Source organism: Halomonas hibernica, assembly GCF_013183775.1.
Taxonomy (GTDB): Bacteria; Pseudomonadota; Gammaproteobacteria; order Pseudomonadales; family Halomonadaceae; genus Vreelandella; species Vreelandella citrativorans.
On record NZ_VIFN01000005.1, the window covers coordinates 277,411 to 302,674 of the forward strand.

Below are 25,264 nucleotides of genomic sequence, written 5' to 3' on the forward strand. Positions count from 1 at the left end.
CATAAGCCTCATCAGCTTTAAATAAAGTAATGGGCAAAGCCTAACACTGCTGTCGCTGCGCTCATACGTACAATTACGCACTAAAAGCCAAGCTTTTCGTTCATTTATGCTCGACACACCTCGGGATAATGGCGCCCATCACAATTCCGCCTTTTCCTCCAGGCGGATAACCGCGATTGACGGATATAGCCTATGCCTTCTTTGGTGATGCGCCTGGGCCGGCATCTGTTTTGCTTACCCCTTTGGAGGGATGCATGAGTGAAACCGGTGCAACGGCAGGCCGTCAAAACAGCACGACACAAAGCACTCTCCGTAATGGTCCAACAGGCAGCGATGTAAAAAGCAGTCCTACGGTTGAGCGCCTGTTAAAACAGTTACGTGGTAACCCGCTGGTAGTGCTGCTAATTGCAGGAGCAGCCTCTATTGCTCTTGTCGCCGCACTGTTCATGTGGGCAAGCAGCCCCGAGTACCGCGTGTTATACAGCAATCTTACCGAGGCAGATGGTGGCCAAATTATTGCAGAGCTTGATAGCCGCTCCGTGCCCTATCAGTTTAGCCAAGGCGGCCAAGCACTGCTGGTACCAAGTGATCAGATATATACACTGAGGTTGCAGCTTGCCGAGCAAGGGTTGCCTCGGGGCGGCAACCTCGGCCTTGAGTTAATGGATACCCAGGCGTTTGGTATTAGTCAGTTTGCTGAACAGGTTAATTACCAGCGCGGCCTGGAGGGTGAGCTGGCCCGCTCAATTGAGTCGCTAGGGCCTGTTGAGCGTGCTCGCGCTCACCTTTCGCTGGCCAAGCCATCCGTGTTTATTCGTGACCGCGAACCGGCCAAGGCCTCCGTCATATTGACGCTGCTACCCGGCCGCGTGCTGGGCGAGGGGCAGGTAAGCGCCATTATCCATATGGTATCCAGCAGTGTTCCCGAGCTGGCCGCAGAGGATGTCACTGTTGTTGATCAAAATGGCCGCCTTCTGTCAGCCAATTCCTCGAAAGGTAATGATCTTGACGGCTCCCAGCTTGAGTATATCGCGGAAGTAGAGCGCTCTTATCAGCAGCGCATCGAGCATATTCTTACGCCTATCCTGGGCCAAGCCAATGTGCGCGCTCAGGTCGCCGCACAAATCGACTTCTCAAGCCGAGAACAAACCTCTGAGCGCTATGGCCCGAACCAGCCGCCCAATGAAGCGGCCGTACGCAGCCGCCAGTTGAGCCTCTCCTTTGACGGTGACGACCCCTTGGCAAGCGGCATTCCTGGGGCACTCAGCAATACGCCGCCCGGCACGGCCCCTTCTCCCATTAACCAGCCAGAAGGTGCAGAGGGTGACGAGGAAGAAGCTGATGACGTTCCGCCTGAAGCACTGCGTAGTCTGCGTCAGGAAGATGTGGTCAATTATGAAGTCGACCGTAGGGTTGAACATGTACAGCATCGACTTGGGCAAATTCAGCGGCTTTCTGCGGCCGTCGTAGTTAATTACCGCGACACCGTTAATGCCGAAGGTGAACTTGAGCGCGTCGCGCTAACGGACATTGAGATTGCCCAAATCGAGCGCTTGGTACGCCAGGCAATGGGCTTCTCTGAAGTGCGAGGGGATCAAATTGAAGTGGTGAATTCGCCCTTTGCCGATACCCGCGAGGATGCGGCTGAAACCGATTGGTGGAAAGACCCCGGCACACTCGCGATTGCCAGCACCCTGGGGCGCTATCTGCTTGTCGCGCTTGCTGCCTTATTGCTTTATCTACTTATTTTACGTCCCTTGATCAAGCGTTATACACAAACACCCGCGGTGGCACCGGTCCTTCCAGGACAAACGCTTGCGACCAGCGTGGGTGGCGATGTGGAAGACGAGGCTGAGGGTGAAGCGCCTGATGAGGAAGGCAACACCTATAGCAATAAGCCCAAGCGAAACCGCAAAACGTCGCTATACGAACACAATCTTAATGACCTGCGTGACATGGCACAGGATGACCCACGCATGATCGCCATGATTATTCGCAGCTGGATGAATGCCAATGAGTAGCGGACTAGCCGACATGAGCGGCGCTCGCAAAAGCGCCATTCTTCTGCTCGCTCTTGATGAAGACAGCGCGGCAGAGGTGTTCAAGTACCTAAGCGCCAGCGAAGTACAAGATATCAGTATGGAAATGGCGCGCCTAAATCAAGTATCCCATGAGGATATGAAGGCCGTACTTGAAGCGTTCCACAAAGAGACAGAAGAGTTTGTCGCGCTCAATCTTAATTCCAGCGAACATATCCGTTCTGTGCTCACCAAGGCATTGGGTAGCGAACGCGCGACCAGCCTGATTGAAGATATCATGGAGACAACCGGCGGCAACTCAGGTATTGATGCGCTCAACCTGATGGAAGCCACCATGGTTGCAGAGCTGATCCGCGATGAGCATCCGCAGATTATCGCGACGGTTCTGGTTCACCTTGACCGCCATCAAGCGGCAGATATTCTTGAGCACTTTGAAGAAAAACTGCGTAACGATGTCGTCTTGCGGATCGCCACGTTTAGCGGTGTTCAGCCCGCCGCACTGCAGGAACTCACCGAAGTGCTCACCAGCATGCTGGATGGTCAGAACCTTAAGCGCAGCAAGATGGGCGGCGTGAGAACCGCAGCCGAAATCCTCAACCTGATGAACTCTTCTCAGGAAGAGACAGCCATCGAAACCGTTCGCGCGCACAACGAAGACCTTGCCCAAAAGATTATCGACGAAATGTTCTTGTTCGAAAATCTACTCGACCTGGACAACCGCGCTATTCAAATGGTGCTTCAGGAAGTCGAAACCAATTCGCTGGTGGTGGCGCTCAAAGGTGCACAGGATGCATTGGTCGACAAGTTCTTGCGCAACATGTCCCAGCGCGCCTCAGAGCTCGTTCGCGAAGATATGGAAGCACGCGGGCCAATTCGTGTCTCACAAGTTGAAGCGGAGCAAAAAGCCATTCTACAAGTGGTGCGCCGCTTAGCAGATTCAGGTGAGATCGTGCTGGCCGGAGGAGACGACGAATATGTCTAATTCGTCGTCTCCTGAGTTTGACCGCCATCGCAGCTGGCAACGCTGGCAAATGGAGGAGCTTGCCCCGCTACATCAAGAAAGCAACCACGTGCCTGCGGCGCCGTCTGCGCACCAGCGCAAAGTGCTGGCTGCACAAAAAGCGGCCGAACAGGCACATCAGCGCGAACAGCAGGAGCGCGAGGAACGTTATGAACGTCTTCGCCAGGAGGCTGAAAAGGCGGGCTACCAGGCCGGGTTACAACAGGGTCATGAAGAAGGGTTAGCAAAAGGTCTGGAAGAGGGCCGCGCCCAGGCAAAAGAAGAGCTTCAAGAACAGATTCATCAAGCGGTTACGCCTTTGCATGCGCTAGCTAAACAGTTTACAGATGCCCTGGAGCGTATTGATGAAACTATCGCCCATGATCTTGTGGCGCTGTCATTGGCGACAGGCAAGCAGTTGGCTGGCGAAGCCCTGCAAGAAACACCCGAACAAATTCTGAATATTGTGCGTGCGCTTCTACATACGGAGCCACCGCTGGTTGGGCAGCAGCGTCTGTGGCTAAATCCTGAAGACCATACCCTGGTAGAAACTCATCTAGGTAATGAGCTTAGCGCCGCCAACTGGAAATTACAGCCTGACGACCAGCTGGCGCGAGGTGGTTGTCGAGTCACCAGCGCTCAGGGTGAATTAGATGCCACTTTTGAAAGCCGCTGGCAGGCGATCCAGTCCCAGGCCCGTAAGCGTCATTCACCCAATACTACGTCTTCATAGGCGGACCGCGCATGTCTGACTCAACATGTCCTCATCAACACCGCTGGCATAAAGCAATACGCCGCACCACGCAGCGGATAAGCCACTTACCGCGCCAGCGCAGTAGCGGTCGCGTAACACGCGCGACCGGCATGGTGATTGAAGTCGTTGGGCTGCGCGTAGCCGTGGGCAGTGCCTGCCGTATAGAGCTTCCTGGCCCTGATGGGCGCCTTACGGACAGCGATAAACATGCAGAAGCCGAAGTGGTCGGCTTTGCGGGCGACAAACTCTTCCTTATGCCGCTGGAAGAAATTTCCGGGCTGATGCCTGGCGCCAGAGTCTCCCCACTTGGCGATGGAAGCGGGCACAGCGCGCGCCGCTTCCCCATCGGAGATGAATTATTGGGCCGCGTTTTAGACGGAAACGGCAATCCTTTGGATGATCGTGAAAGCGTTGAGGACGTAACCCATGCAACGCTTAGCTCGGCGCCACTGAATCCGCTATCCCGTGCGCCGATTGAAGATCAGATTGATGTTGGCATTCGTGCCATCAACGCGCTTTTAAGTGTCGGCAGAGGCCAGCGAATGGGCCTGTTTGCAGGCTCCGGTGTCGGTAAATCGGTGCTACTGGGCATGATGGCTCGCTACACCCAAGCCGATGTTATCGTGGTGGGCTTAATTGGTGAACGTGGTCGAGAAGTACAAGACTTTATTGATCACATTCTAGGGCCGGAGGGCCGACGTCGTTCTGTAGTCGTCGCTGCGCCAGCCGACACCTCGCCGCTGCAGCGCCTCCAAGGGGCCGCTTATGCGACACGGCTGGCCGAAGGGTTTCGCGATGCTGGGCGCAATGTGTTGCTGATTATGGATTCGTTAACTCGTTATGCCATGGCCCAGCGTGAAATCGCCCTCGCCATTGGTGAACCACCGGCGACCAAAGGGTATCCACCCTCCGTATTCGCCAAGCTACCCGGCCTTGTTGAACGGGCAGGCAATGCTGAGCGCGGCGGCGGATCCATTACCGCATTTTATACCGTGCTTACCGAAGGTGATGATCAGCAGGACCCGATTGCCGACTCTGCTCGGGCAATTCTGGATGGCCATATTGTGCTATCTCGCAGCCTTGCCGAAGCGGGCCACTACCCGGCTATTGATATCGAAGCCTCCATTAGCCGTGCGATGACGGCAATTGCCGCACCGGAACAACTACAGGAAGCCCGCGCTTTTAAGCAAATGTTTTCTCGCTATCAGCGTAATCGTGATTTGATTAGCGTCGGTGCTTATAGCCCAGGCCACGACGCAAGGCTTGACGAAGCGGTGAATCTTTTTCCCGCGCTTGAGCGCTTTCTTCAACAAAACATTAGCGAGTGTGCAACGCTTGAGGATTCACGCCAGGCACTGCATACCGTAGTGGGAGGTCGAACATGAGCCATTCACAGCTAGAAATGTTAACGGGTTTAGCCAAGGATGCTCGCGACCAGGCAGGTCAATTGCTTGCACATGAGCGACAAACCGAGCAGCAGACGGCCGCTCAGTTGCAGTCGCTTAGCCAGTATCGCACGGAGTATGCCGAGCGTCTGCAAAAGGCCATGCGTGAAGGTATTGACCCCGCTACCATGTACAACTATCAGCAGTTTCTGGCCTCACTTGACGCTGCGTTAAGTCGTGCTCGCCAAGCATTAATCGCTCAACAGCAGCGCGTTCAGCAGAGTCAACAGCACTGGCAACAAGAGCAGCGCAAGCTCTCTTCCTACGATACACTGGCCACCCGCCGGCTATCAGAAGAGCACCGTCGTCTTGAACGCCATGAGCAAAAAACCAATGATGACTTGGTGACCAGCCGCTTGGCTCGCCAGCACAATGAAAAACCGCATTAGTGGCACTGAGGAACGATAAATGAACATACAGCTATTGCTGTCAGGTGCACAGAATCAGGGTTCTGCCTCAATGGCCAGCTCGCCTCTCTCCGCGTCTGTAAACACGCCGGATCTTTTTCGCCAAGCGTTATCTCAAGCAGCTAATTTGCCATCAACTAATGCGCCATTACGTGCTACGGAAGTAGACAGCCAAACGCCAGTAGAGTCTCAAGAGCAGCTTGCCTCATTACAGGCCAGGTTATCACTCGCAACAAGCGACACGTTAGCGTCACAGCAGCCGGTTGATCCATTAAACAGCGAGTCATTAACGCCTCTTGATGAGGTCGCAACGAGCGATATGTTAACGCCAGAGCTAGCGATTGATCCGTCCAACAGCGAGCCATTAACGTTTCTTGATGAAATTGCTGCCCGCATGAACCTGCTTGCTTCCTTTGCAGAACCAGCCGAGCCGGCTGAAGCGCTTCAAGGGGTAGCGCCTGAGCTTGAGACACTGCTCCAACAGCTCGACCTGAGCCAAGAGCAGACCGCTGAATTGCTCAGTGCACTCGGCATAGCCCCCCAGCCGGGTATGGCGTTAGAGCACTCAGACAACGCCATTGAATTACTCTCGTATCTTAGCGAAGAGGAAGCGGGTCAGCTTGCTAGCGCGTTAAGTGTCATGCTTACCGCTACGACACAAAGCAGTGCTGGGGCATTAGCCACTCACAAAGGGCCGCAGAGCCAACCGTTGAGCAGTGGCGCCTATCGTCACGATGCCTCAAGCACTCTTTCTACAACCAACGCTATTGCGACAAAGCTGGACACCGCTAACGGCCAACCAACCGTTGCCAACAGCCAAGATGTTTTGACAAAAATTGGCCCATTGACGCCTTCAGCGCCGCTGGCAACGCCAGACGAGCTTGAACCGCTTTTACGTGGTGGCCAACCAGCCGCCGCTGGGCTCCCGAACTCAGCCTCCGCCGGCAATGCCTCTGTAGCAGCGTCCTCGTCGATGCCAACTTCACACGCTTCGCTGGGAACACCAGTCAGCAGTCCTGCCTGGTCTTCACAGCTTGGCCAGCAGTTGGTTCAGTTCGCTCAGCGCGGAGGCGAGCAACAGATTAAGATGCAACTACATCCTGCTGAGCTTGGGCCACTGTCAATTACCTTGAAAGTCAGTGAGCAAGGGACACAAGCACACTTCTTATCGTCGCACATGCAGGTTCGCCAAGTAGTTGAACAAGCGATTCCTCAGCTCCGTGAAGCACTAGCAGAGCAGGGGATTTCGTTAGGCGAAACCTCCGTTGGCGAGCAGCATAATTCCAATGAACAGGCCTTTGCTGAAAAAGGCAATAACGCTGGTGCGCAGGTGGGCAGTAGCGTAACGGACAGTGATCAGGACACGCTAGCGCCCGTTGCGGAGAATGTTTCACGCCCCCTTGATGGGCGGGTTGATCTTTACGCTTAAATATTCGTTGTACGAGTAGCGACTCACGCGCCCAAGTGCGCAAAACCAAAAGATAGGCTCGCCAAGCGAGCCTGTTCATTTCATCACCGCCCGCCATATTAGGCATAATGCGTAATCAGTGGTGTGTGGCGATTATGGGAACGGAACGACTAATGGCTGAAAAAAGTGGCGGATCCAAAAAACTGCTCTGGATAATGATTGTTCTGGTGCTCCTTTCCTCAGCAGGGGCAGCAGCAGCCATTTATATGGTGCTTGACCAGCGTAATGAACAGAGTGCTGATGGCGAATCACAGCTACCAGCAGAGCGTGAAACGCCTGTATTTACGCGAATTGATCCTTTTACGGTCAACCTTGCAGATGATCGCTATGGTTCTCGCCTCTTGTATACAGGAATTACGCTGCGTGTTGGCAATGAAGAGAGCAAAGCGATTATCGAAGAGCACATGCCTCAAGTGCGTAGCCGTCTGCTGATTTTACTCTCAGGCAAGCAAGCCAGTGAACTTACCTCCACAGAAGGTAAGGAGCAGCTAGCACAAGCGATTATCAGTCGCCTTGGCGTACCCCTGACGGAAAATCAGCCGCCGCTTGATCTACGCGAAGTGCTGTTTACTGAATTTATTGTGCAATAACCCGGGCACTGGAGCCGTTCATGTCGCAGGACGATCTACTGTCCCAGGAAGAAATTGACGCCTTACTAAAAGGCGTCAGTGGTGATGAAGAACCATCGCCCTCCTCTTCGCAGCCAGCTAGCGAGACGCGCATTCGCCCTTATGACCCTTCAACACAACATAGGGTCATCCGTGAGCGCTTACATGCATTCGACTTTATTAATGAGCGATTTGCCCGCTATTTCCGAAATGGCTTGTTTAACTTGATTCGGCGTAGCGCTGACATCACGGTGGAATCCGTCCGTTACCAAAGCTTTAGCGAGTTTTCGCGTAACGTGCCGGTACCTACCAACTTAAACCTGGTAGCAATGAAGCCACTGCGTGGCTCGGCATTGGTGGTTTTCCCACCTAACCTTGTTTTTATGGTGGTAGACAACCTGTTTGGTGGCGATGGCCGTTTTGTTACCAAATCAGACGGCCGTGAATTTACCAATACAGAACAGCGTATTATTTACCGTCTTCTGAACTTGGCAATTGATGCCTACCAGGAAGCATGGAAGGTCGTGTATCCGGTCGACGTTAATTTTGTGCGCTCTGAAGTCCAGGCCAAGTTTGCTAATATCACCAATTCACCGAACGAAATTGTCGTCAACACCAAGTTCAATATTGAAGTGGGCAATCTCTCAAGTAATTTCCAGATTTGCATGCCCTACGCCATGATTGAGCCTCTGCGGGATCTGCTCGCCAATCCTATTAACGACAGTAATCAGGACCATGACGGCACCTGGTCCCGACGCATGGCCAGCGAGATACGCCAATCAGAAGTAGAGCTGGTGGCAGAGTTTGCTCAAATACCTAGCCGTATTGCACAGGTAATGGGGCTAAAGAAAGGCGATGTATTGCCGCTGGATATTCCCGATACGATTACCGCTCGTGTTGATGGAGTCCCGGTCATGGAGTGCGAGTATGGTAGCCAGCGCCAGCAGCATGCGCTGCGCGTTCTCCATATGATCGACCATGCCGCTATGAATAACGTATCGTCACTGGACTTTATTAAAGGTTCGAAGCGACAGCAAGCCAAGGAATCCAAAGCATGACTGATCCTAATAAACCCGATCAAAATGTCTCCGATGACGATTGGGCGGACGCCATGTCTGAGCAAGAAGAGACGCCAAACGCTGCCGATACGGCTAGCGAGGAAGATCCTTGGGCAGCAGCAATGGCTGAACAAGAGGAGACGACAAACACTGCCGATACGGCCAGCGAGGAAGATCCTTGGGCAGCCGCAATGGCTGAACAAGAAGCCGCCGAGGAGGAGGCCCCACCCCCTGAGGATGCCGCGCCAGACACTTCAGCCGCGAAACCCGCCAGCGATGAAATATTTAGGCCTCTAAGCCCCGCTGACGAAAGCAAGCAGTCGCGCGACCTTGAAATGGTCATGGATATCCCGGTAAAACTGACCGTGGAACTTGGCCGGACGAAGCTTACGATCAAGCAACTGCTTGAGCTTGCCCAAGGGTCAGTGATTGAGCTCGAAGGCTTGGCAGGCGAGCCGATGGATATTCTCATTAACGGCTACTTGATCGCGCAGGGTGAAGTCGTTGTTATCGAAGACAAATACGGTATTCGTATTACCGAAATCATCACACCCTCTGAGCGCATTCACAAGCTTAACCGATGAGTGCTGACACCTCTCCATTGCAAGATGGAACTATCGATGCGCTAGGCAGCAGCGGTGATGCGTTTATCGGCATGGCCATGTTCGGTAAAACCGCCGCTGCCTTGGCATTGGTTATAGCCATGATTCTACTCTGCACAGCGCTCTTAAAGCGCTGGCAGAATGCTCGCCCGCAACTGGGGGCCCACCTACGCGTCATTACGAGCACGGCGGTCGGCAACCGCGAGCGCGTCGTCGTCGTCGAAATTGAAGACACTTGGCTGGTTCTTGGAGTAGGCAATGGCCGAGTCACCAAGCTGCATGAGCGCCCGGCACCTGACGACAGACCTGCTCCTTCCCCTCGTTCTGATTCGCCGCCTTTTGCACAACGGCTTTCTCAGGCGCTGGCAAAGCGTCGGCGTAAAGGCTCCGATACCGACCCACATCAAACACCATGAGGCATAGGATGCACTCCGTTAGGTCCTACTGGCAGCTTTGGCTGCTGTTTGGCGTTGCTGTCGCACTTTGTATGTTGACTAACCCCGTGCATGCACAACAATTGCCAGGCATTATCTCTCAACCGCTTGAGGATGGCGGTCAGCAGTGGTCGCTATCGCTTCAAACACTGCTGCTTTTAAGCTCGCTGGCGTTCCTGCCAGCGATGCTACTGATGATGACCAGCTTTACACGGATCATTATTGTGCTGAGCCTGCTGCGAACCGCGATGGGCACGCAGGCAACACCACCCAACCAGGTGCTGCTGGGTATCGCGCTGTTCCTAACCTTTTTTATCATGTCACCCGTTCTTTCTCAGGTGTATGACACAGCCTGGCAGCCTCTATCGAACGAGACGATTAATTTTGAAGAGTTTTTGCTGCGTGCCCAGCTACCGTTTCGTGAGTTTATGCTTGCCCAAACGCGGGAGCCTGATTTAGCCCTATTCGTCCGCTTGGCAGACGTAGGACCTTTGCAAGGTCCTGAAGAGCTCCCCATGCGCGTGTTATTGCCTGCCTTTGTCACCAGCGAGCTTAAAACTGCCTTTCAAATCGGTTTTACTATTTTCATTCCCTTTTTGATTATCGACCTGGTGGTCGCCAGCACGTTAATGGCGTTGGGAATGATGATGGTGCCGCCCGTGACAATTTCATTACCGTTCAAATTAATGCTTTTTATACTGGTTGACGGTTGGCAGTTAATCGTTGGCTCACTCGCCCAAAGCTTTTACGTTACCTAGGTGCCGCGCCAGCGGCAAGGAGCAAGCATGACCCCTGAGGTGGTAATGAGCATGGCGTATCAAGGCATGCGCGTCACACTATTTCTAGCAGGCCCCATACTGCTGGCGGCGCTTTTTACCGGTTTACTTGTTAGCCTTTTTCAAGCGGCCACGCAAATTAACGAAATGACGCTCACCTTTATCCCTAAAATCCTGGCGGTGTTTGCCGTTCTGGTTTTGGCGGGCCCGTGGTTGATTAGCTTGATTACGGATTTTACGACACGACTGTTTACTAACATTCCCAACATGGTGATGTAGTGCCATGGTGGAAATCACCTTTGCTCAGTTGCAAGGCTGGTTGATAGCCTTTTTATGGCCCTTTGCGCGCATTACAGCATTTATGGCCGTTTCCCCGCTGTGGGGACATTCCAGCATCCCTAACCAGGCAAAAGTGGGAATCGCCGCGTTAGTGACCATTGTGATTGCACCGATTCTCCCAGCCATGCCGAACGTCGCCATTATGTCCTGGGCAGGCATAGGGATCATGGTAGAGCAAATAGTGATCGGACTAGCCATAGGGCTGGTCATGCATATTATATTTGCGGTTGTTCAGGCGGCAGGTGAGTATATTGGCTTACAAATGGGGCTCGCGTTTGCCACGTTCTTTGATGCTTCTAGTGGCACCAACATTATGGTGCTATCACGCATTTTATATATGATCACATTGCTCATGTTTTTAGCATTTAACGGCCACCTAATGGTACTTGAAACGCTGATCATGAGTTTTGAGACACTGCCCATCGGGATAGCCGGTTTGAACCCGGGGGCCTTCGATCTTCTGGCCCGCTACGCAGGCACTATTTTCGCCGCAGGTATGCTGCTAGCACTACCCGTTGTGGGCGCGTTACTGATTATCAACCTATGTCTCGGTATTCTTAATCGCTCTGCCCCACAGCTCACCGTGTTCAATATTGGCTTTCCCACCTCACTCACCGTCGGGCTAACGCTCTTGATGGTCTTAATGACGCGTATTGACCGTTTTCTACAGGCCCTCTTTAGCCAAGGGCTGGGAATGATGCAAAATCTGATAGAGGCGATGGCTCCTTTAAACTAAAAAGCCCTGTTACGGTAAATAACCGTGACAGGGCTAATATCATGCTCTTATCTGTTTTTACATATAGTTAAACAGTGATAACCCCTTCACATCGACAAACGTCTTCTGCGCGGCCTGCATGCCCACTTGGCGCAGGCTATACTCGGAAATAGCCTCCACATAATCCAGATCTACTAGATCCGACAGCGTTTGCGTATAGTTCATCATGCGGTTACTGCCCACCGCATCAATAACGTCCAACTCATTAAGACGTGCGCCTGCAGAGGCACGCACGGTCAGCACGTTATCCAATGCGTTATCCAGTTCCCGCATCGAGCTATTTAAGGTGTTACGCATAGCCGCTTTTTCAGTATCCGTTTGTGCGGGATTTTCAGTATCCATTTGTGCGGGATTTTCAAGCACGCCAATCGCCGCTTCCAGGGTCTTAAAGAGATCTGCGGGCTGTTCCGGAGTTCCTGGACGGGCCATCGAAATTTCGTCGCCGTCTGCCGGATCCCCTTTAAGAGTAATGCTGATGCCGCCAAACGATAGCTGTTGTCCATCGCCCGTATAATCAAAAGGACCAGTTCCCGTTTCGCCGTCAGGAGTAATCGCCTCACCCTCAGATCCGATGACCGTATAAGTGGAATCATCGCTATCAGGTTCGATACCAGGATCGACGTTGAATTTAATGGTAAATCCCTGCCCATAATCATCATGGGTGACATCGTTAACATTAGGACCCGAAAAGGTCACATTGCCCTCATTTCCCGGCGAAGCTTTCGCCACATAACTGGCACTGCTTGGCACACTTTGGAAAATGGTTTTACCATTTTCAGTGACAGGCATTAACCGAGAGGCATCAACCTGCTGCTGGCGGCTATTCGCATCGCCGTTATATTCAACGCCACCTGCCGCATTTTTGGCAAACGGAGGCGCATTATCCTTGTAACCGCCAAATAAATAACGCCCATTGCCATCGGTCGCATTCGCCTGACCAATAAGCGTTTCGTATACCCCTTTTAATTCACTAGCGACCGACTCTCGATCCACATCGCTCAGCGTATCGCTGGATGCCTGGATGAGCAGCTCTTTTGCGCGAATGACTGCATCGCTCACGCTATTGAGAATGCTCTCTGTTTGTGCCACTGAATTGCGAGCCGAGATGCGCGAATCTCTATACTGCTCGGTGATAGCGATCGACTGATCAACACCCACTGCACGTGAAGCCGCTTGCGGATCATCCGAAGGGTTGACTACCCGACGACCACTAGCGAGTTGCTGACTCACCTTTAAGAAATCACTCTGCTGGCGATTCATGGACGCCGTGCTTTGCTCAAACATCGTCACGCTGCTAATACGCATAGCCTAGACTCCTGGATTAACCGCGCAGGTTCAAGATAGTGTCCATAAGCGAGCCTGCCGTATCAATAACACGCGCATTGGCCATATAGTACTGCTGGTAGCGAATCAAATTGGCAGCCTCTTCGTCCAGGTTGACGCCAGACTCAGACTGCTGCACCGCACGCAGCTGATCGGTTAGCCCTTGACGCGCGTCCAGGTTAACCTGGGTAATATTGGCACGGTTACCCACATCACTCACAATGGAGGCGTAGGCAGAACTAACGGAGGCTGAGCCTCCTACCACAGCTTCACTCTGCAACTTTTGCAAAGCCAATGCGTTACGGTTATCACCCGAAGCCGCGATAATGTTTTGAGCAATCGTTAATGTCGCCTCTTCACCGCCAGCAGGGTCCGAGGTAAGCGTAAAACTCATCCCATCAATTGCAACCGTGTCGCCCCTTTTTAAAGGATCACTATCCACCCCATACGGTTGGCCATTAACGCGGATCTCTGCCTCCTGTGGGACTACCTCTAGCTTCCCATCTGACTGCAGCGTTAACGTATACTCTTTATGGTTAGAGAACGCCCCTGGCGACATCTTCAGGTCGTCTACGGCTAAATCACCCGAGTGTTTAAATGAAGTAAGAGAACTGCCTTCTTCACCGTCTAAGCCTGCATCACCAGCGGCTATTTTATCCCCATCCGAAATCGCCACCTTCATATCCTGGCCGGCGCGGCGAACAGGCTGAATTTCAAACTTATCGCCATTCTGAGGCGCACTATCAAAGGCAACATTGACGCCACCAAACGATAGCACGCCGCCATTCTCTGTGAAGTCCACCTTTGCGCCGCTGTCATTACGCGTCACGCTAAACGCATTATTGCGATAACTGATGGTGTAGTCTGTAGCACGTAGTTCAGCAATTTTATCTTTATCCGTATCGAATTCAACGGATGCTATTTCAGAGGCATTGCCTTTATAGCTGTACCCTAGAGGCTTACTTAGTTCAAAGAAGTCCCCACCCAATTCGCCATCCAGGTCCACACCCTTTTTATGCTGATCGTTAAAATCAACCGAGAGCGAAACAGCCAGCTGACCAATCTGGTTCTGCGTTTTATCCAACGTCTCGGAACGAAACGCCATTAGTCCGCCCAGCGTACCGCCTTTTATCGTTGACTCATTTAACTTTACAACGTTACCACTACCATCGCGATAGCCAACGATGGTGCGTTGTGGGTCGTTGTCAGCCTGTACAGCCTCGAGTTTAAAGGAGTCTGTACCCGTCACGAGCGGCTGGCCGTTGGGAAGGCTAATGTTATAGGTTTTACCGTCCTGAATATTCAGGCGCACATCCATTCGTTCGTTAAGCTCAGAAACCAGGTGGTCGCGCTGGTTAAGCAGGCTATTAGGTGCATCGCCCGAACGCGCACGCGCCAAGGAAATCTCTTTGTTCAGCCCTGCAATCTGCTCAAGCGTGTTATTAATTTGAGTGACTTCATCCTTGATTTGGCCATTGATATTGCTCTGCATATCCTGCAGATAGCCATCAAAGGAGCGAAACTGCGCGCTGAGCGTGTTAGCGGTTCCCAACACGCCTTGGCGCGCGGCTGGGTCAGAGGGTGAGCTTGCCAGGTCTTCAAGCGAAGAGAAAAAACCCTGCATCAACGGTGCCAAACCAGCGGCTCGATCGGCCAGCAGGTTATCGATTTGCGAGACCTGATTGTTATAGGTCTCAAGCGCACTCGATTGTGTTTTCGCGCTATTAAGCTGATTAGCGACGTAGGTATTAAATTGCCGCTCAATGGCATTCACTTTCACACCACCGCCTACGTTTCCCTCACCCAACTGAGTGAGTTCACGGTTATAGCCTGGCGTGTAAACATTACTGATATTATTGCTAGCGGTGTTTAAGGCGTTCTGGGCCGCATTAAGGCCGCTTAAGCCAACAGAAAACATGCTCATGGTTGATATCCTTAGGCCGATACCTTATGTATCGGCAGCACCCTAAAAAACTTAAGTCCCGCCTAGCGCGAATCCGCCAGGTAAGTGCTCTCTGTGGTCAGCGACCCCATGGTATTCATCACGGCGATCAGCTTTTGGGCATAGCGCGGATCTGTAGCATAGCCGCCACGCTGCAACGCATGCGCAGCTTGTTCGGCATTGGGCGCCTGCACCACCGCTGCGTAACGCGAATTTTTGCCGATCAGGTTGGCGTAATCAGTAAGCGAATGCTCAAACGAATCATAGACACGGAACGTATCAACGATCTGCGTGCGGCGCCCGTTAATGTATTCGTGCGTCACAATATCGGTAGTTTTACCCTGCCAATGGCTGCCTGCTTTAATCCCAAACAGGTTATGGCTGTTGCCGCCCTGACGTGTGGCTATTTCATGCTGCCCCCAGCCGGTTTCCAGGGCTGCCTGGGCTAATATCAATTCGGCGGGCACACCACTTGCTTTACTGGCAGCTTGCGCTGGCACTGCCAACTTATCGATAAAGCGCTGCACATGCTCTGGCGCGTTGTTATTAGCACCCGACATGCCAAGCGATACCTGCTCACCAGCGTTAGTACGCTTTCGTATCGCATCCAGCTCTGACAAGAAGCGACCGCCCCCTTGGGAGTTAGAAGAGCGTTCCCCTTGGGGTTGTATGGCGCCATCCAATACACGTGGTGTGCCGCGTGGAATACCTGCTATGAGCGCTTGCAGCTCTTGATCGGCACCATTTTTTTCGCCTACCACTCCTTGTCGCTGAAGCTGCTCGACCAGCACATCTGCCAAGCCTATTCCTTTGGATGCAATGACCTGTGACCACTGCTGGTCCAGCATCTGCTGATAGGTATCGGTCGTCGAGCTACTCATCAAATCCGAAGTGGGGATAGCGTCACGCATGCTCTTCATCATCATATGTACAAAGAGCGCTTCAAACTGCTGAGCGGCGGAGTGTACCCCCGCTTCCGGGTCAAGGCGTGCCGTATGCTGCAATCGCTGAAAACCCTGAACGTCTAACGCAAACTGGCCGGTCATATCATTAGAGATGCTCATTAAATCACCTCCAACTCGGCACGCAGCGACCCAGACGCTTTTAGCGCCTCAAGAATTGTCATTAAATCCTGAGGCGTTGCGCCTAAAGCATTCAGCGCATTCACCACGTCGGTAAGCTGGGCACCCTCTACGATTTGTAGATACGCTTCCTGTTGCTCAATATCAATATCCGTATTTGGCACCACGACGGTTTGGCCCTGACTAAAGGGGCCAGGCTGGCTCACGCCCAGGTTTCTATCAATGGTGATTGATAGGCTCCCGTGGGCGACCGCCGCCTGGCGTAACGTCACGGCACTGTTCATTACCACGGAACCAGTACGCGAATTCAATACCACTCTGGCCGGCGCTTCAGTGGGCGTTATCTGAACGTTCTCTACGCGTGCCATGAAGTTGACCCGCGCGTTAGCGTCGACAGGGCCATCCAGCGCAATGACACGCCCATTACGGGCATAGGCAACCGATTGGCCAAATTCGTTATTAATCGCGGTCACCATACGCTGCACGGTGCCGAAGTCTGATTCATTTAACTGCAGCTCCAGCATCCCGCCATTGCCGCCCAGGTTAAGTGCTACTTCACGTTCAACCAGTGCGCCGCCGGGGATGCGGCCCGCTGCTTGCTGGTTAACCTGTACACTGCTACCGCCTGCCTGGGCACCCGCACCGCCTACCAGCATATTGCCTTGAGCAATCGCGTAGGTATCGCCATCCGCACCTTTTAACGGTGTCATCAATAGCGTCCCCCCGCGTAGGCTACGCGCGTTGGCAATAGATGAAACCACAATATCCACACGCTGCCCTGGTCGCGCAAAAGGCGGTAGATCTGCGGTCACCATTACCGCCGCAACGTTACGTAGCTGCATATTGGTGCCTGGTGGAATAGTCACGCCGAGCTGAGACAGCATGTTGGAGAGGCTTTGGCTGGTAAAGGGGGCCTGGGTTGTTTGGTCACCCGTGTTATCCAGCCCGACCACCAAACCATACCCCACCAACTGGTTATCGCGCACGCCTGCAAAGCTGGCTAGCTCAATCACGCGCTCGGCATAAACGGGTAACGCAAGTAGGCACATCAGTAGCAGAGCGCCCAGTTGCGCCAGCCGCACTTTAATTAATCGAAAACCGTTTAGCTGCATGACGATCACTCTAGGCCACTAAGTTGTTTAGCCATTCCAGGTACCATTAGAAGGGCGAAATATTCAAGAAAAAGCGTTGCAGCCATCCCATGTGCTGAGCTTCATTAATATAGCCATCCCCCACATACTCTATCCGCGCATCCGCTACTTGCGTGGAGGGCACCGTATTCTGGGTGGTAATCGTGCGTGGATTCACGACGCCTGAAAAACGTATGAACTCGGTCCCTTGGTTAATGCCGATCTGCTTTTCGCCCCTAACGCGCAAGTTACCGTTATTCATAACTTCTAAAACCGAGACGGTAATAGTGCCGGTAAACGAGTTGTTCGCTTGCGCACCGCCGCCGCCGTTAAAATCGCTGGCCCCGGCAATATCGAAACCATATTCAGCCAGGCTGTCGAGTACATCAGGCAATTGGGCAAGCTCCAGCGATGCGCTGCCGTTACGCGACGCATTGGTGCGCGCATTTTTGCTGGCGCTTACCTGCTCATCCAACACGATGGTGAGGATATCCCCCATCGCTCTTGGTCGACGGTCTTCAAACAGCGGCTGATAGCCTTGCCGGACTTGGTAAATTGAGCCATTGGGAATAGGCGGCGGGCGATCCACAATTTCAATCTGCTCTTGCTCACCCACTACTGAAGCGCGGGGTATCTGGGCACAGCCGGCCGCCAGTAAGGTAAAAAACAGCAAAGCAATAACGCTTAGCCGACGGCTAACATGGTAAAAATCCCGCATGGTTCAATAAACCTCAACGCGCTCTTTATAGTTGGCTCAAACGTGCCAACATTTCATCGCTGGTAGATACGGCTTTGCTGTTAATCTCATACGCGCGCTGGGTTTGGATCATGCTAACCATCTCTTCCACAACGTTCACGTTCGAGGTCTCGACGTAGCCTTGGAACAAGCGCCCGGCACCGTTAATACCCGGTATATTTTCATTGGGAGCACCGGAGGCACCGGTTTCCAAGTAAAGGTTTCCACCTATGCTTTCTAAACCAGCGGGATTAATAAACGATGTCAGCGTAACTTGGCCAATGTCGTTGTCTACCGCAACGCCTGGCTGACGAACACTTACCGTACCATCTTCAGCGATAGTCACAGCCAAGGCATTTTCCGGCACAAAAATAGCTGGCTCCAGCGGGTAGCCGTTCGCCGTTACCATCTGACCATTTTCGTTGAGCTGGAAGCTTCCGTCCCGGGTATAGCCACTTGTACCATCAGGCAACAGCACTTGGAAAAAGCCTTCGCCGTTGATGGCAAGGTCACGCGAGTTTTCGGTTTGCTCCAAGCCACCTTGAGTATGTAAACGCTCGGTGGCCACGGCCCGAACGCCAGTACCGACCTGCATACCTGAAGGCAGTCGGTCCTGAATATTGTTCTGTGCACCTGGCTGGCGCATATTCTGGTACAACAAATCTTCAAACACAGGGCGCGAACGCTTAAAGCCATTGGTGCTAACGTTGGCCAGGTTATTGGATATAACATCCAATTTCGTTTGCTGAGACTCAAGCCCGGTTTTAGCAGTCCACAAAGAAGTAATCATGAGTGTTCGTGTTCCCTTGTTAGGCGGCTGCTATCAGCCCTGAATAGAGAGCATGCTGTTGGCCCGCTGAGCATTCTCATCAACGGTGCTGAGCACTTTCATTTGCATATCGTAACGTCGCGCGACATCAATCATCGCGACCATGGCATCCACCGCGCTGACATTACTGCCTTCAAGCGCACCGCTGACCAAACGAGCATCCTCGTTTGCTGGCAGCACACCAGGTGCTCCCTCGTCATTGAGCGGAGCACGAAATAAGCCATCGTCACCGCGTGTCAGAGCCTGCTCGTCAGGCGTTACCAATTTGATCCGGCCAACATCAACGAGCGCTTCTGGGCCCTCGCCTTCAGGAATAGCGCTGATCGTACCGTCAGCGCCGATGGACACCTGCGCTCCTTGAGGCACCGCAATAGGACCACCATCGCCCATCACTGGGCGCCCTACGTTTAGCAGGACACCATCACTATCCAGTTGCAGGTCGCCACGGCGTGTATAGGTTTCCGTGCCGTCGTCTGCTAACACCGCCATCCAGGCATCACCCTGCATCGCGATATCCAGCGCACGCCCGGTAAACTCAACCGGGCCTTGTGAAAAATCACTTCCTGGCGTAGTGGTCATGACAGACGTACGCGTTGCCAAGAACGCTTCGCCTTGCACAGGCACCGAGCGCGCCGCCTGAAGCTGCGCACGAAAGCCGGTGGTGGTCACGTTCGCCAGGTTATTGCTGACCACCGACTGCTGATCCATGGCGTTTTTAGCACCGCTCATGGCGGTATATAGCATCCGATCCAAGTGATTTACTCCTTACAAGAAAGGCCCATTATTAAAGGTTAATAATGGTTTGCAGGAGCTCATCCTGGGTGCTGATGGTTTGTGAGTTGGCTTGATATGCGCGCTGAGCGACAATCATACTCACCAACTCTTGGGCCATATCAACATTGGAGGTTTCAGTGGCGCTGGCTTGAATCATTCCACGCAACCCGGTTCCTGCAGCACCTACGAGTTCTTCGCCCGAGGAAGCAGTAGCTGTCCAAAGGTTATCGCCCTCGGGACTTAACCCCTCTGGGTTACGGAAACTAACCAAGGCAATCTGGCCAGCTGCAAGCGACTGCTCGTTAGAGTAGTTACGCATAATAGTGCCATCATCTTGAATAGTAACGCCAACTAAAGAGCCGGATGCGTATCCATCTTGAGATACATCATTGGCTACCGAGGCATTACCAAACTGAGTGCTACCCGCCAGGTTTATATCAAAGCTAAGCGCTTCAGTAGCCCCCCCAAGTGGTGTAGAAGAGTCGCTGGCATAATTAATGCTTGGGCGGTTATTGGTTACATCTACGTACTCTACCCCCCCGCCGTTTGCAAGCTGCGGCTGCCCTACTCGCTTTAAGGTACCGTTTTGATTAAATTCAATAACAAAATCATTTACGCCATAAGCTTCAAAAGCTTCCCCCGGATCAGCAGCCTGTGCAGCTTGCACGACAGCCGAAATTGACCCTGTTGCGGTTGCTACTGCAGCTGTAACATTATTCACAGCGGAAGCCACTGCCGGATCAGTAACACCAGTTAGCGCTTGTTGACTGAGGTTATTAGAAATTGCTTGGATCGCTGTAATGGTAGCTGGATCTATTTCTAGATCTGTCCCTTGTGCTGCATTATTTTGAGCGGCTATATCAGTTCCTGTAGCGGCATCAACAATAAGGTTGGTTGCACTTCGTGCAGCTGCAGCAAATTCTGCTGGCGCTTCTTCTATAAGCGCGGCTTGGCGACCAGCCATAAAGTTACTAAACGCTTCTACTGTAGCGGTTTCAGTTAACGGGTTAATAGTTGTCGCGGCAACAACGCCATTCGCATCAGTAGCGTCATCCATTTGGCCTTGGACTTCGGCTATGTAAGCTGCGTAAACGGCATTTTCTTCAGGCGTAACTTGCTGACCATTTAAATATTTATCTAAAACCTCACTCAGAGAAAAGCCAGCACCTGATGCAAAGCTCTGTGCTGCACTATTTACAGCTTCAACAATTTCCGTTTGAGTAGCACCACTTGCACTTGCTGACGTAGCTGCATTCCTAATTTCTGTTTGCAAGCTTTCTAAGTCAGCTTGAATGTCGGACATGCTATTTAATAAATTATCATAAGACTGTTTGGCAACTGCCTGAGCATCAACAACTCCCTCAACCACACTGCCTGCGGCTAAGCCGACAGGATCTGAGTTCGTACTGTAGTACCCATCCATTACTACTTTTCCCAACCAGCTGTTTTCAGCTTCTGGGCGCTTTTCGTAATAAACTGTCATATTTCTTGGATTACCCAATGAGTCATAGACGGTAAAGTTAGAGCTAAAGTTATAGCTCAGGTCTTCTTGGCTCGTTGGATTATCAGGGTTCATCAAATCAGTAGTTACTTGTACTTGCTGTAGTCCAGTACCGGCCTGCACTCGTGAATCCAAATTAAGAGAGGTAGATGCAGAAGTAGTCGCATTAGCAGCCAAGTTCCCCGCATCTACTGCCAATGCTTGCACAGCGCCACCTGCCTGTACATTGCCTTCAGCGTCTGCTGCGTACCCCATGATTTGCGCGCCTTGGGCATTTACTAAACGTCCGTCCGCCGTCATGGTTAGTTGGCCGTTACGTGAGTAACCCACTTCACCATTGGGCTGCTGAAAGCGGAAGAATCCTTCCCCTGAAATGGCCAAGTCCATATTACGTGATGAAGACTCAACATTGCCTTGGGTAAAATCTTGCAATACGGCAGATGTGCGTACACCAAGCCCTATGCGTGATTCAGCAAATACGTCGGCAAATTGTACATTTGAACTTTTAAAACCGACTGTCTGCGAGTTAGCAATGTTGTTACCGATCGCGCCTAATTTCTCACGCTGAGCGTTCAGACCACTAAGTGCTTGTGAAAAGCTCATGATGTTCCCCTGAAAAAGATATTGTTTAGCGAATAATCAAAGAATTTGTTTAATTTGATCAAGAGCCACTTGGCCATAAACAGCTCCCAAATCCAGGCGAACATCACTGCCACCAGCTCCTGGCGATACCCCTTGTACCAGCGCATAGTTAAGCGCTCGTGACTCAAGAAGTTCACCGTCTGCATTCATCGCCTTGAAGTTAACGCGGTAGGCACCTTCCGGCACTGCCACGCCATCGTTGGTTAAGCCACCCCAGCTAAAGGATTCGACACCTGCAGCAACAGCACCGAGATCCTTGGTATAAACTACCTCGCCTGCTTTGCTGACTACGGTTACCTCAACATTTTCAGCAGCGCTATCCAGCTCAATACCAAATGGTGTCGCGTAAGAGCCACTTTCTTCGTCAACACTGACCATCACGTTATTGCCAGGCACCAATACAGCCTTATCAATCAATCCTGCGGCCTGTAACGCCTGATTGGCATCCATTTGGCTGGTAATACCTTCAAGTGTGCTATTCAGCTCTTCAATGCCACTTACCGTGTTGATTTGCGCCAGCTGCGAGGTCATTTCCGCGTTTTCCATTGGATTCAGCGGATCCTGGTTCTGTAACTGGGTGACCAGCAGGGTCATAAAGCTATTGCGAAGCTCGTCTGACTGGCGAGCCGATAGACCGTTGGAGCCACCACTATTCACAGCGTTAACGACATTTGCATCGATAGTACTCATGCTTATCCCTCACCCAGTGACAGCGTCTGCATCATCATCTGTTTTGTGGTATTGAATACCTCTACGTTCGCCTGATAAGAGCGGGACGCGGAAATCATATTCACCATTTCATGCACAGGCTCTACATTGGGCTTGGCCACATAGCCCTCTTCATCAGCTGCGGGATGATTGGGCATGTATTCCAGACGCAGCGGTGAGTCGTCTTCCACAATATCGGAGACTCTCACGCCACCAATACCAAAACGGGTGTTTTGTGCCTGCGCTTCAAACATCACGTGTTTCGCGCGGTATGTTTCACCATCAGGCCCGGCAATACTATCGGCGTTGGCCATATTGCTGGCGGTGACGTTCATTCGCTGGGATTGAGCACTCATGGCAGAGCCAGCAACATCAAACGCTGAAAACATCGACATTAGTTATCTCCTACGCAGTTTGCTGGCCTACTCAGGCTGCATTGCGTTTTTTAGACCCTGGATACGGCGATTCATGATCGTAAGCGCCGCTTGGTAACGCACGGCATTATCAGCAAACTGAGTACGCTCGCGATCCATCTCAACCGTATTGCCGTCCAGACTCGGCTGGGAAGGAATTCGGTACAGTAACGCCGCATTACCGGCGCCTTGCCAAGCAGGCCCGGCACCGGCCAAATGCTGTCCAGACGTCCGAGCGAGCGTTAACCCCCCTTGGCTGCCCTGTTGTGAAACGCCACCGTCAACGGCTTTTTTAAGCTCGTTGGCAAAATCAATGTCCCGCGCCTTATAATTTGGCGTGTCGGCATTCGCAATATTAGCGGCCAGCACTTCATGACGCGATTGACGCAAGCCTAATGCCTGCTGGTGGTAGTTAAAGGCAGATTCTAGTTGATCAAGCATGCCGCGCCCTCGCTCGCCGGGAGGCAAAAAAATTAAATTTATCGATGGTGAAGAATACGCTTACGGCTGTCAGCCCAAAGCATGGAACAGCTAGCGTTTACACCAGCATTTCGTCTGTTTCATCTACTTCTTTTTCGCTACACTTACTGACTAAATCTCGTTATCCCCCGCCTGCTGAGCTGCCCCGCCATGTCACATCCGCTGCACATAAAACGTTGCTTCTCAGCACTGCTCACGCGCTATTTTTCACTGGTGGCCTGTTTGGCGTGTTTCTCAAGCGCACAGGCAGACGATGCGCTCATGCAGGAAGTGCATCAGTTTTTGTATCAACAAACGCAGCCTCTAGGAGAGGAGGTGGTCATTGATGTGCGCCCTCCTTCTCCTCACTTACCGCTCTGCGTTCAGCCGGAACCTTTTTTGCCCAATGCGGGTCAATCACCACTAGGACGTGTTTCGGTAGGTGTTCGCTGCGGTGAAACACATCAGCAAGTGCGCTATTTGCAGGCCCAAATTGATGTTATTGGCAACTACTGGGTAGCCCAGCACGATATTAATCGTGGCACACTGATTACCCCTGATATGCTCGTTGAGCAAAGTGGTAATTTGGGGGAGCTTTCGTCGCAGGCCCTAACCAATGAAGAAGAAATTGTTGGCAAGGTTGCTCAGCGGCAGATTCGAAGTGGCAGTACCTTTTTAACCCACTTCTTACAAACGCCTTCGGTTGTTGAGCGCGGTCAGCGGGTTACGGTCATCGCTCAAGGCAATGCTTTTCGCGTTTCACGCGAGGGAGAAGTGCTGGAAAGCGGAGGGGTAGGAGACCAGGTTCGCGTGCGCTTTGATACCCGTGAAATAGTAACGGCACGAATTAATGAACAAGGCATTTTAGTGGTGGATTTTTAGATCTGGTCTAAAGTTTTAACCACCAGGGCCGATAGCTGTTATCACTGACGCCGAATACACAGACGTTGACCATAAGGCACACAACGTGAACATTGATAACCTCAATTCATTGTTACGCTCGAACCAAGCGCAGCAACGTGATGAAACACAAAAGATGGGCGGACCCAAGGCGGCTGAAGTCGCTGGTCAAACGCGTGAATCTACTCAGCTTAGCCATTCTCATTTCGATGATACACAGGATATCGATATGGCGAAAGTTCAAGAGATTCGTGACGCTATTCGTGAGGGCCGTCTTGAAATTCGAGCTGACCGTATTGCAGATGGCTTGATTGCCAATCTTTCAGAGTTATAAGGTAGCGTATTATGAGCCTTGCCCATTTGCTTTCCGACCAGCAGCAACGTATTGATGAGCTAGTGGCGCTATTATCGAGTGAGCAAACACTCTTAACGCAGGGTGACATTGACGGAAAAGCGCTTGCCGATACAGCAGAAGGTAAACAAGCGCTGCTGGCCGATATAGAGCGCATTGAAACGCTACGCCGCAATGTTCAAAAGCGACTTGGCTATGAAGACAACGCCAATGGGGCACGCTTGGCTGCTCGTGATGCTGGCTGTCAAACGGCTTGGGAAACGCTACTCGAAAAGAGCGAGCGTGTTGCGCGTATGAACGAACTAACCGGTCAAATGCTGTCGGTACGCATGAAGCACAATCAGGAAATGCTGGACTATATACGCCAAATTGCGGAAAAAACACTCTATAAACCTGATGGGCGTAATAGCGCGCAGTCGGGAAGAATCAACGCATCCGCCTAGTTTATCCCCTTTAGACAAGTATCCCTTCTACAACTTCAATAAAAGCCTACCTTTTTATTACTGGCTCAGTTGTCCGAACGTTATACCGCTCCAATTGCCAGGGCCAACGGCAGCACCGGTCATGCCGTAATGAATGGGCTTTTAGCCTCAACCGCACCACGCTTGTTAACGGTTAACTGCGTAACCTCTCCCCATCCAGGCGCTCATGCACGTAAATGCTTTCACGCCTGCCGATACTGGCAGCTTTTTAGGATTAGGAAAGAAAATCTATTGAATAGTGATGGGTTCTACTCTTCTTACACGCAAAAAAAATCCCCCGAGGCGC

At 52.2% G+C, this 25,264-nt stretch carries 27 protein-coding genes; 16 read left to right on the forward strand and 11 right to left on the reverse strand.

Features of this window, described 5'->3' with window-relative positions; all coding sequences use genetic code 11:
* The first annotated feature begins 254 nt into the window (after window positions 1-254).
* The 13 genes from fliF (at window position 255) to fliR (ending at window position 11,666) form a co-directional block, all read left to right on the forward strand.
* On the forward strand, window positions 255-2,021 hold the full coding sequence (gene fliF, locus FKN99_RS10425) for a flagellar basal-body MS-ring/collar protein FliF (protein ID WP_172117774.1): 1,767 nt from the start codon (window positions 255-257) through the stop codon (window positions 2,019-2,021).
* Window positions 2,014-3,021: a flagellar motor switch protein FliG gene (gene fliG / locus FKN99_RS10430; protein ID WP_172117775.1), complete on the forward strand. Its 1,008-nt coding sequence runs from the start codon at window positions 2,014-2,016 to the stop codon at window positions 3,019-3,021. Before fliF ends, fliG begins: the two co-directional genes overlap by 8 nt.
* Window positions 3,014-3,772: a flagellar assembly protein FliH gene (fliH, locus tag FKN99_RS10435; protein ID WP_172117776.1), complete on the forward strand. Its 759-nt coding sequence runs from the start codon at window positions 3,014-3,016 to the stop codon at window positions 3,770-3,772. The genes fliG and fliH overlap by 8 nt, the downstream gene beginning before the upstream one ends.
* Window positions 3,773-3,783: 11 nt before the next feature.
* The gene (fliI, locus tag FKN99_RS10440) at window positions 3,784-5,178 is read left to right on the forward strand and encodes a flagellar protein export ATPase FliI (RefSeq protein WP_172117777.1); all 1,395 of its coding nucleotides are present in this window, start codon (window positions 3,784-3,786) and stop codon (window positions 5,176-5,178) included.
* Entirely contained in the window at window positions 5,175-5,627 is a 453-nt protein-coding gene (fliJ, locus tag FKN99_RS10445; protein ID WP_087109085.1) for a flagellar export protein FliJ, read from the forward strand. The genes fliI and fliJ overlap by 4 nt, the downstream gene beginning before the upstream one ends.
* A gap of 19 nt (window positions 5,628-5,646) precedes the next feature.
* Window positions 5,647-7,074, forward strand: a complete 1,428-nt coding sequence (locus FKN99_RS10450) for a flagellar hook-length control protein FliK (protein WP_172117778.1) — start codon at window positions 5,647-5,649, stop codon at window positions 7,072-7,074.
* Window positions 7,075-7,226: 152 nt separating this feature from the next.
* The gene (gene fliL, locus FKN99_RS10455; protein WP_087109089.1) at window positions 7,227-7,703 is read left to right on the forward strand and encodes a flagellar basal body-associated protein FliL; all 477 of its coding nucleotides are present in this window, start codon (window positions 7,227-7,229) and stop codon (window positions 7,701-7,703) included.
* Window positions 7,704-7,723: 20 nt separating this feature from the next.
* Window positions 7,724-8,779, forward strand: a complete 1,056-nt coding sequence (gene fliM, locus FKN99_RS10460) for a flagellar motor switch protein FliM (RefSeq protein ID WP_087109091.1) — start codon at window positions 7,724-7,726, stop codon at window positions 8,777-8,779.
* Window positions 8,776-9,363, forward strand: coding sequence for a flagellar motor switch protein FliN (fliN, locus tag FKN99_RS10465; RefSeq protein ID WP_172117779.1), 588 nt, complete (start codon window positions 8,776-8,778; stop codon window positions 9,361-9,363). Before fliM ends, fliN begins: the two co-directional genes overlap by 4 nt.
* Window positions 9,360-9,797: a flagellar biosynthetic protein FliO gene (gene fliO / locus FKN99_RS10470; RefSeq protein ID WP_087109095.1), complete on the forward strand. Its 438-nt coding sequence runs from the start codon at window positions 9,360-9,362 to the stop codon at window positions 9,795-9,797. The genes fliN and fliO overlap by 4 nt, the downstream gene beginning before the upstream one ends.
* Window positions 9,798-9,805: 8 nt before the next feature.
* The gene (fliP, locus tag FKN99_RS10475; protein WP_140398986.1) at window positions 9,806-10,573 is read left to right on the forward strand and encodes a flagellar type III secretion system pore protein FliP; all 768 of its coding nucleotides are present in this window, start codon (window positions 9,806-9,808) and stop codon (window positions 10,571-10,573) included.
* A gap of 27 nt (window positions 10,574-10,600) precedes the next feature.
* The gene (gene fliQ, locus FKN99_RS10480) at window positions 10,601-10,870 is read left to right on the forward strand and encodes a flagellar biosynthesis protein FliQ (RefSeq protein ID WP_087109097.1); all 270 of its coding nucleotides are present in this window, start codon (window positions 10,601-10,603) and stop codon (window positions 10,868-10,870) included.
* Window positions 10,871-10,874: 4 nt separating this feature from the next.
* Window positions 10,875-11,666, forward strand: coding sequence for a flagellar biosynthetic protein FliR (gene fliR, locus FKN99_RS10485; protein ID WP_087109099.1), 792 nt, complete (start codon window positions 10,875-10,877; stop codon window positions 11,664-11,666).
* Window positions 11,667-11,723: 57 nt separating this feature from the next.
* Here the strand turns inward: fliR and flgL are convergent, their stop codons facing one another.
* The 11 genes from flgL to flgB all read right to left on the reverse strand — a co-directional run bounded on the left by flgL (window position 11,724) and on the right by flgB (window position 23,226).
* A complete protein-coding gene (flgL, locus tag FKN99_RS10490; protein ID WP_172117780.1) occupies window positions 11,724-13,010 on the reverse strand; it encodes a flagellar hook-associated protein FlgL in 1,287 nt (428 codons plus the stop codon).
* Between the two features lie 16 nt (window positions 13,011-13,026).
* Complete coding sequence (flgK, locus tag FKN99_RS10495; protein WP_172117781.1) at window positions 13,027-14,952, reverse strand: flagellar hook-associated protein FlgK; 1,926 nt, start codon at window positions 14,950-14,952, stop codon at window positions 13,027-13,029.
* Window positions 14,953-15,014: 62 nt separating this feature from the next.
* Window positions 15,015-16,034 carry a flagellar assembly peptidoglycan hydrolase FlgJ gene (gene flgJ, locus FKN99_RS10500; RefSeq protein ID WP_172117782.1) on the reverse strand — a complete coding sequence of 340 codons (1,020 nt, stop codon included), beginning with the start codon at window positions 16,032-16,034 and terminating at the stop codon, window positions 15,015-15,017.
* A complete protein-coding gene (locus FKN99_RS10505; protein ID WP_172117783.1) occupies window positions 16,034-17,164 on the reverse strand; it encodes a flagellar basal body P-ring protein FlgI in 1,131 nt (376 codons plus the stop codon). Before FKN99_RS10505 ends, flgJ begins: the two co-directional genes overlap by 1 nt.
* Before the next feature lie 46 nt (window positions 17,165-17,210).
* Window positions 17,211-17,900, reverse strand: coding sequence for a flagellar basal body L-ring protein FlgH (locus tag FKN99_RS10510; protein ID WP_172117784.1), 690 nt, complete (start codon window positions 17,898-17,900; stop codon window positions 17,211-17,213).
* Window positions 17,901-17,925: 25 nt separating this feature from the next.
* Entirely contained in the window at window positions 17,926-18,708 is a 783-nt protein-coding gene (gene flgG, locus FKN99_RS10515; protein WP_087109111.1) for a flagellar basal-body rod protein FlgG, read from the reverse strand.
* Between the two features lie 33 nt (window positions 18,709-18,741).
* On the reverse strand, window positions 18,742-19,500 hold the full coding sequence (locus FKN99_RS10520; protein WP_172117785.1) for a flagellar basal body rod protein FlgF: 759 nt from the start codon (window positions 19,498-19,500) through the stop codon (window positions 18,742-18,744).
* Window positions 19,501-19,531: 31 nt separating this feature from the next.
* Entirely contained in the window at window positions 19,532-21,625 is a 2,094-nt protein-coding gene (locus FKN99_RS10525; RefSeq protein ID WP_172117786.1) for a flagellar hook-basal body complex protein, read from the reverse strand.
* 36 nt (window positions 21,626-21,661) lie between these two features.
* Complete coding sequence (locus FKN99_RS10530; RefSeq protein WP_087109117.1) at window positions 21,662-22,354, reverse strand: flagellar hook assembly protein FlgD; 693 nt, start codon at window positions 22,352-22,354, stop codon at window positions 21,662-21,664.
* Window positions 22,355-22,356: 2 nt separating this feature from the next.
* Window positions 22,357-22,767 (reverse strand): flagellar basal body rod protein FlgC, encoded by a 411-nt coding sequence (flgC, locus tag FKN99_RS10535; protein ID WP_087109119.1) that lies wholly within the window; start codon window positions 22,765-22,767, stop codon window positions 22,357-22,359.
* A gap of 27 nt (window positions 22,768-22,794) precedes the next feature.
* The gene (gene flgB / locus FKN99_RS10540) at window positions 22,795-23,226 is read right to left on the reverse strand and encodes a flagellar basal body rod protein FlgB (protein WP_087109121.1); all 432 of its coding nucleotides are present in this window, start codon (window positions 23,224-23,226) and stop codon (window positions 22,795-22,797) included.
* A gap of 300 nt (window positions 23,227-23,526) precedes the next feature.
* Between flgB and flgA the strand changes: the two genes are divergently transcribed.
* The 3 genes from flgA (at window position 23,527) to FKN99_RS10555 (ending at window position 24,939) form a co-directional block, all read left to right on the forward strand.
* The gene (gene flgA, locus FKN99_RS10545) at window positions 23,527-24,126 is read left to right on the forward strand and encodes a flagellar basal body P-ring formation chaperone FlgA (RefSeq protein ID WP_406565427.1); all 600 of its coding nucleotides are present in this window, start codon (window positions 23,527-23,529) and stop codon (window positions 24,124-24,126) included.
* Between the two features lie 85 nt (window positions 24,127-24,211).
* Window positions 24,212-24,478: a flagellar biosynthesis anti-sigma factor FlgM gene (gene flgM / locus FKN99_RS10550; protein WP_172117787.1), complete on the forward strand. Its 267-nt coding sequence runs from the start codon at window positions 24,212-24,214 to the stop codon at window positions 24,476-24,478.
* Window positions 24,479-24,489: 11 nt separating this feature from the next.
* A complete protein-coding gene (locus FKN99_RS10555; RefSeq protein WP_172117788.1) occupies window positions 24,490-24,939 on the forward strand; it encodes a flagella synthesis protein FlgN in 450 nt (149 codons plus the stop codon).
* Window positions 24,940-25,264 lie beyond the last annotated feature (325 nt).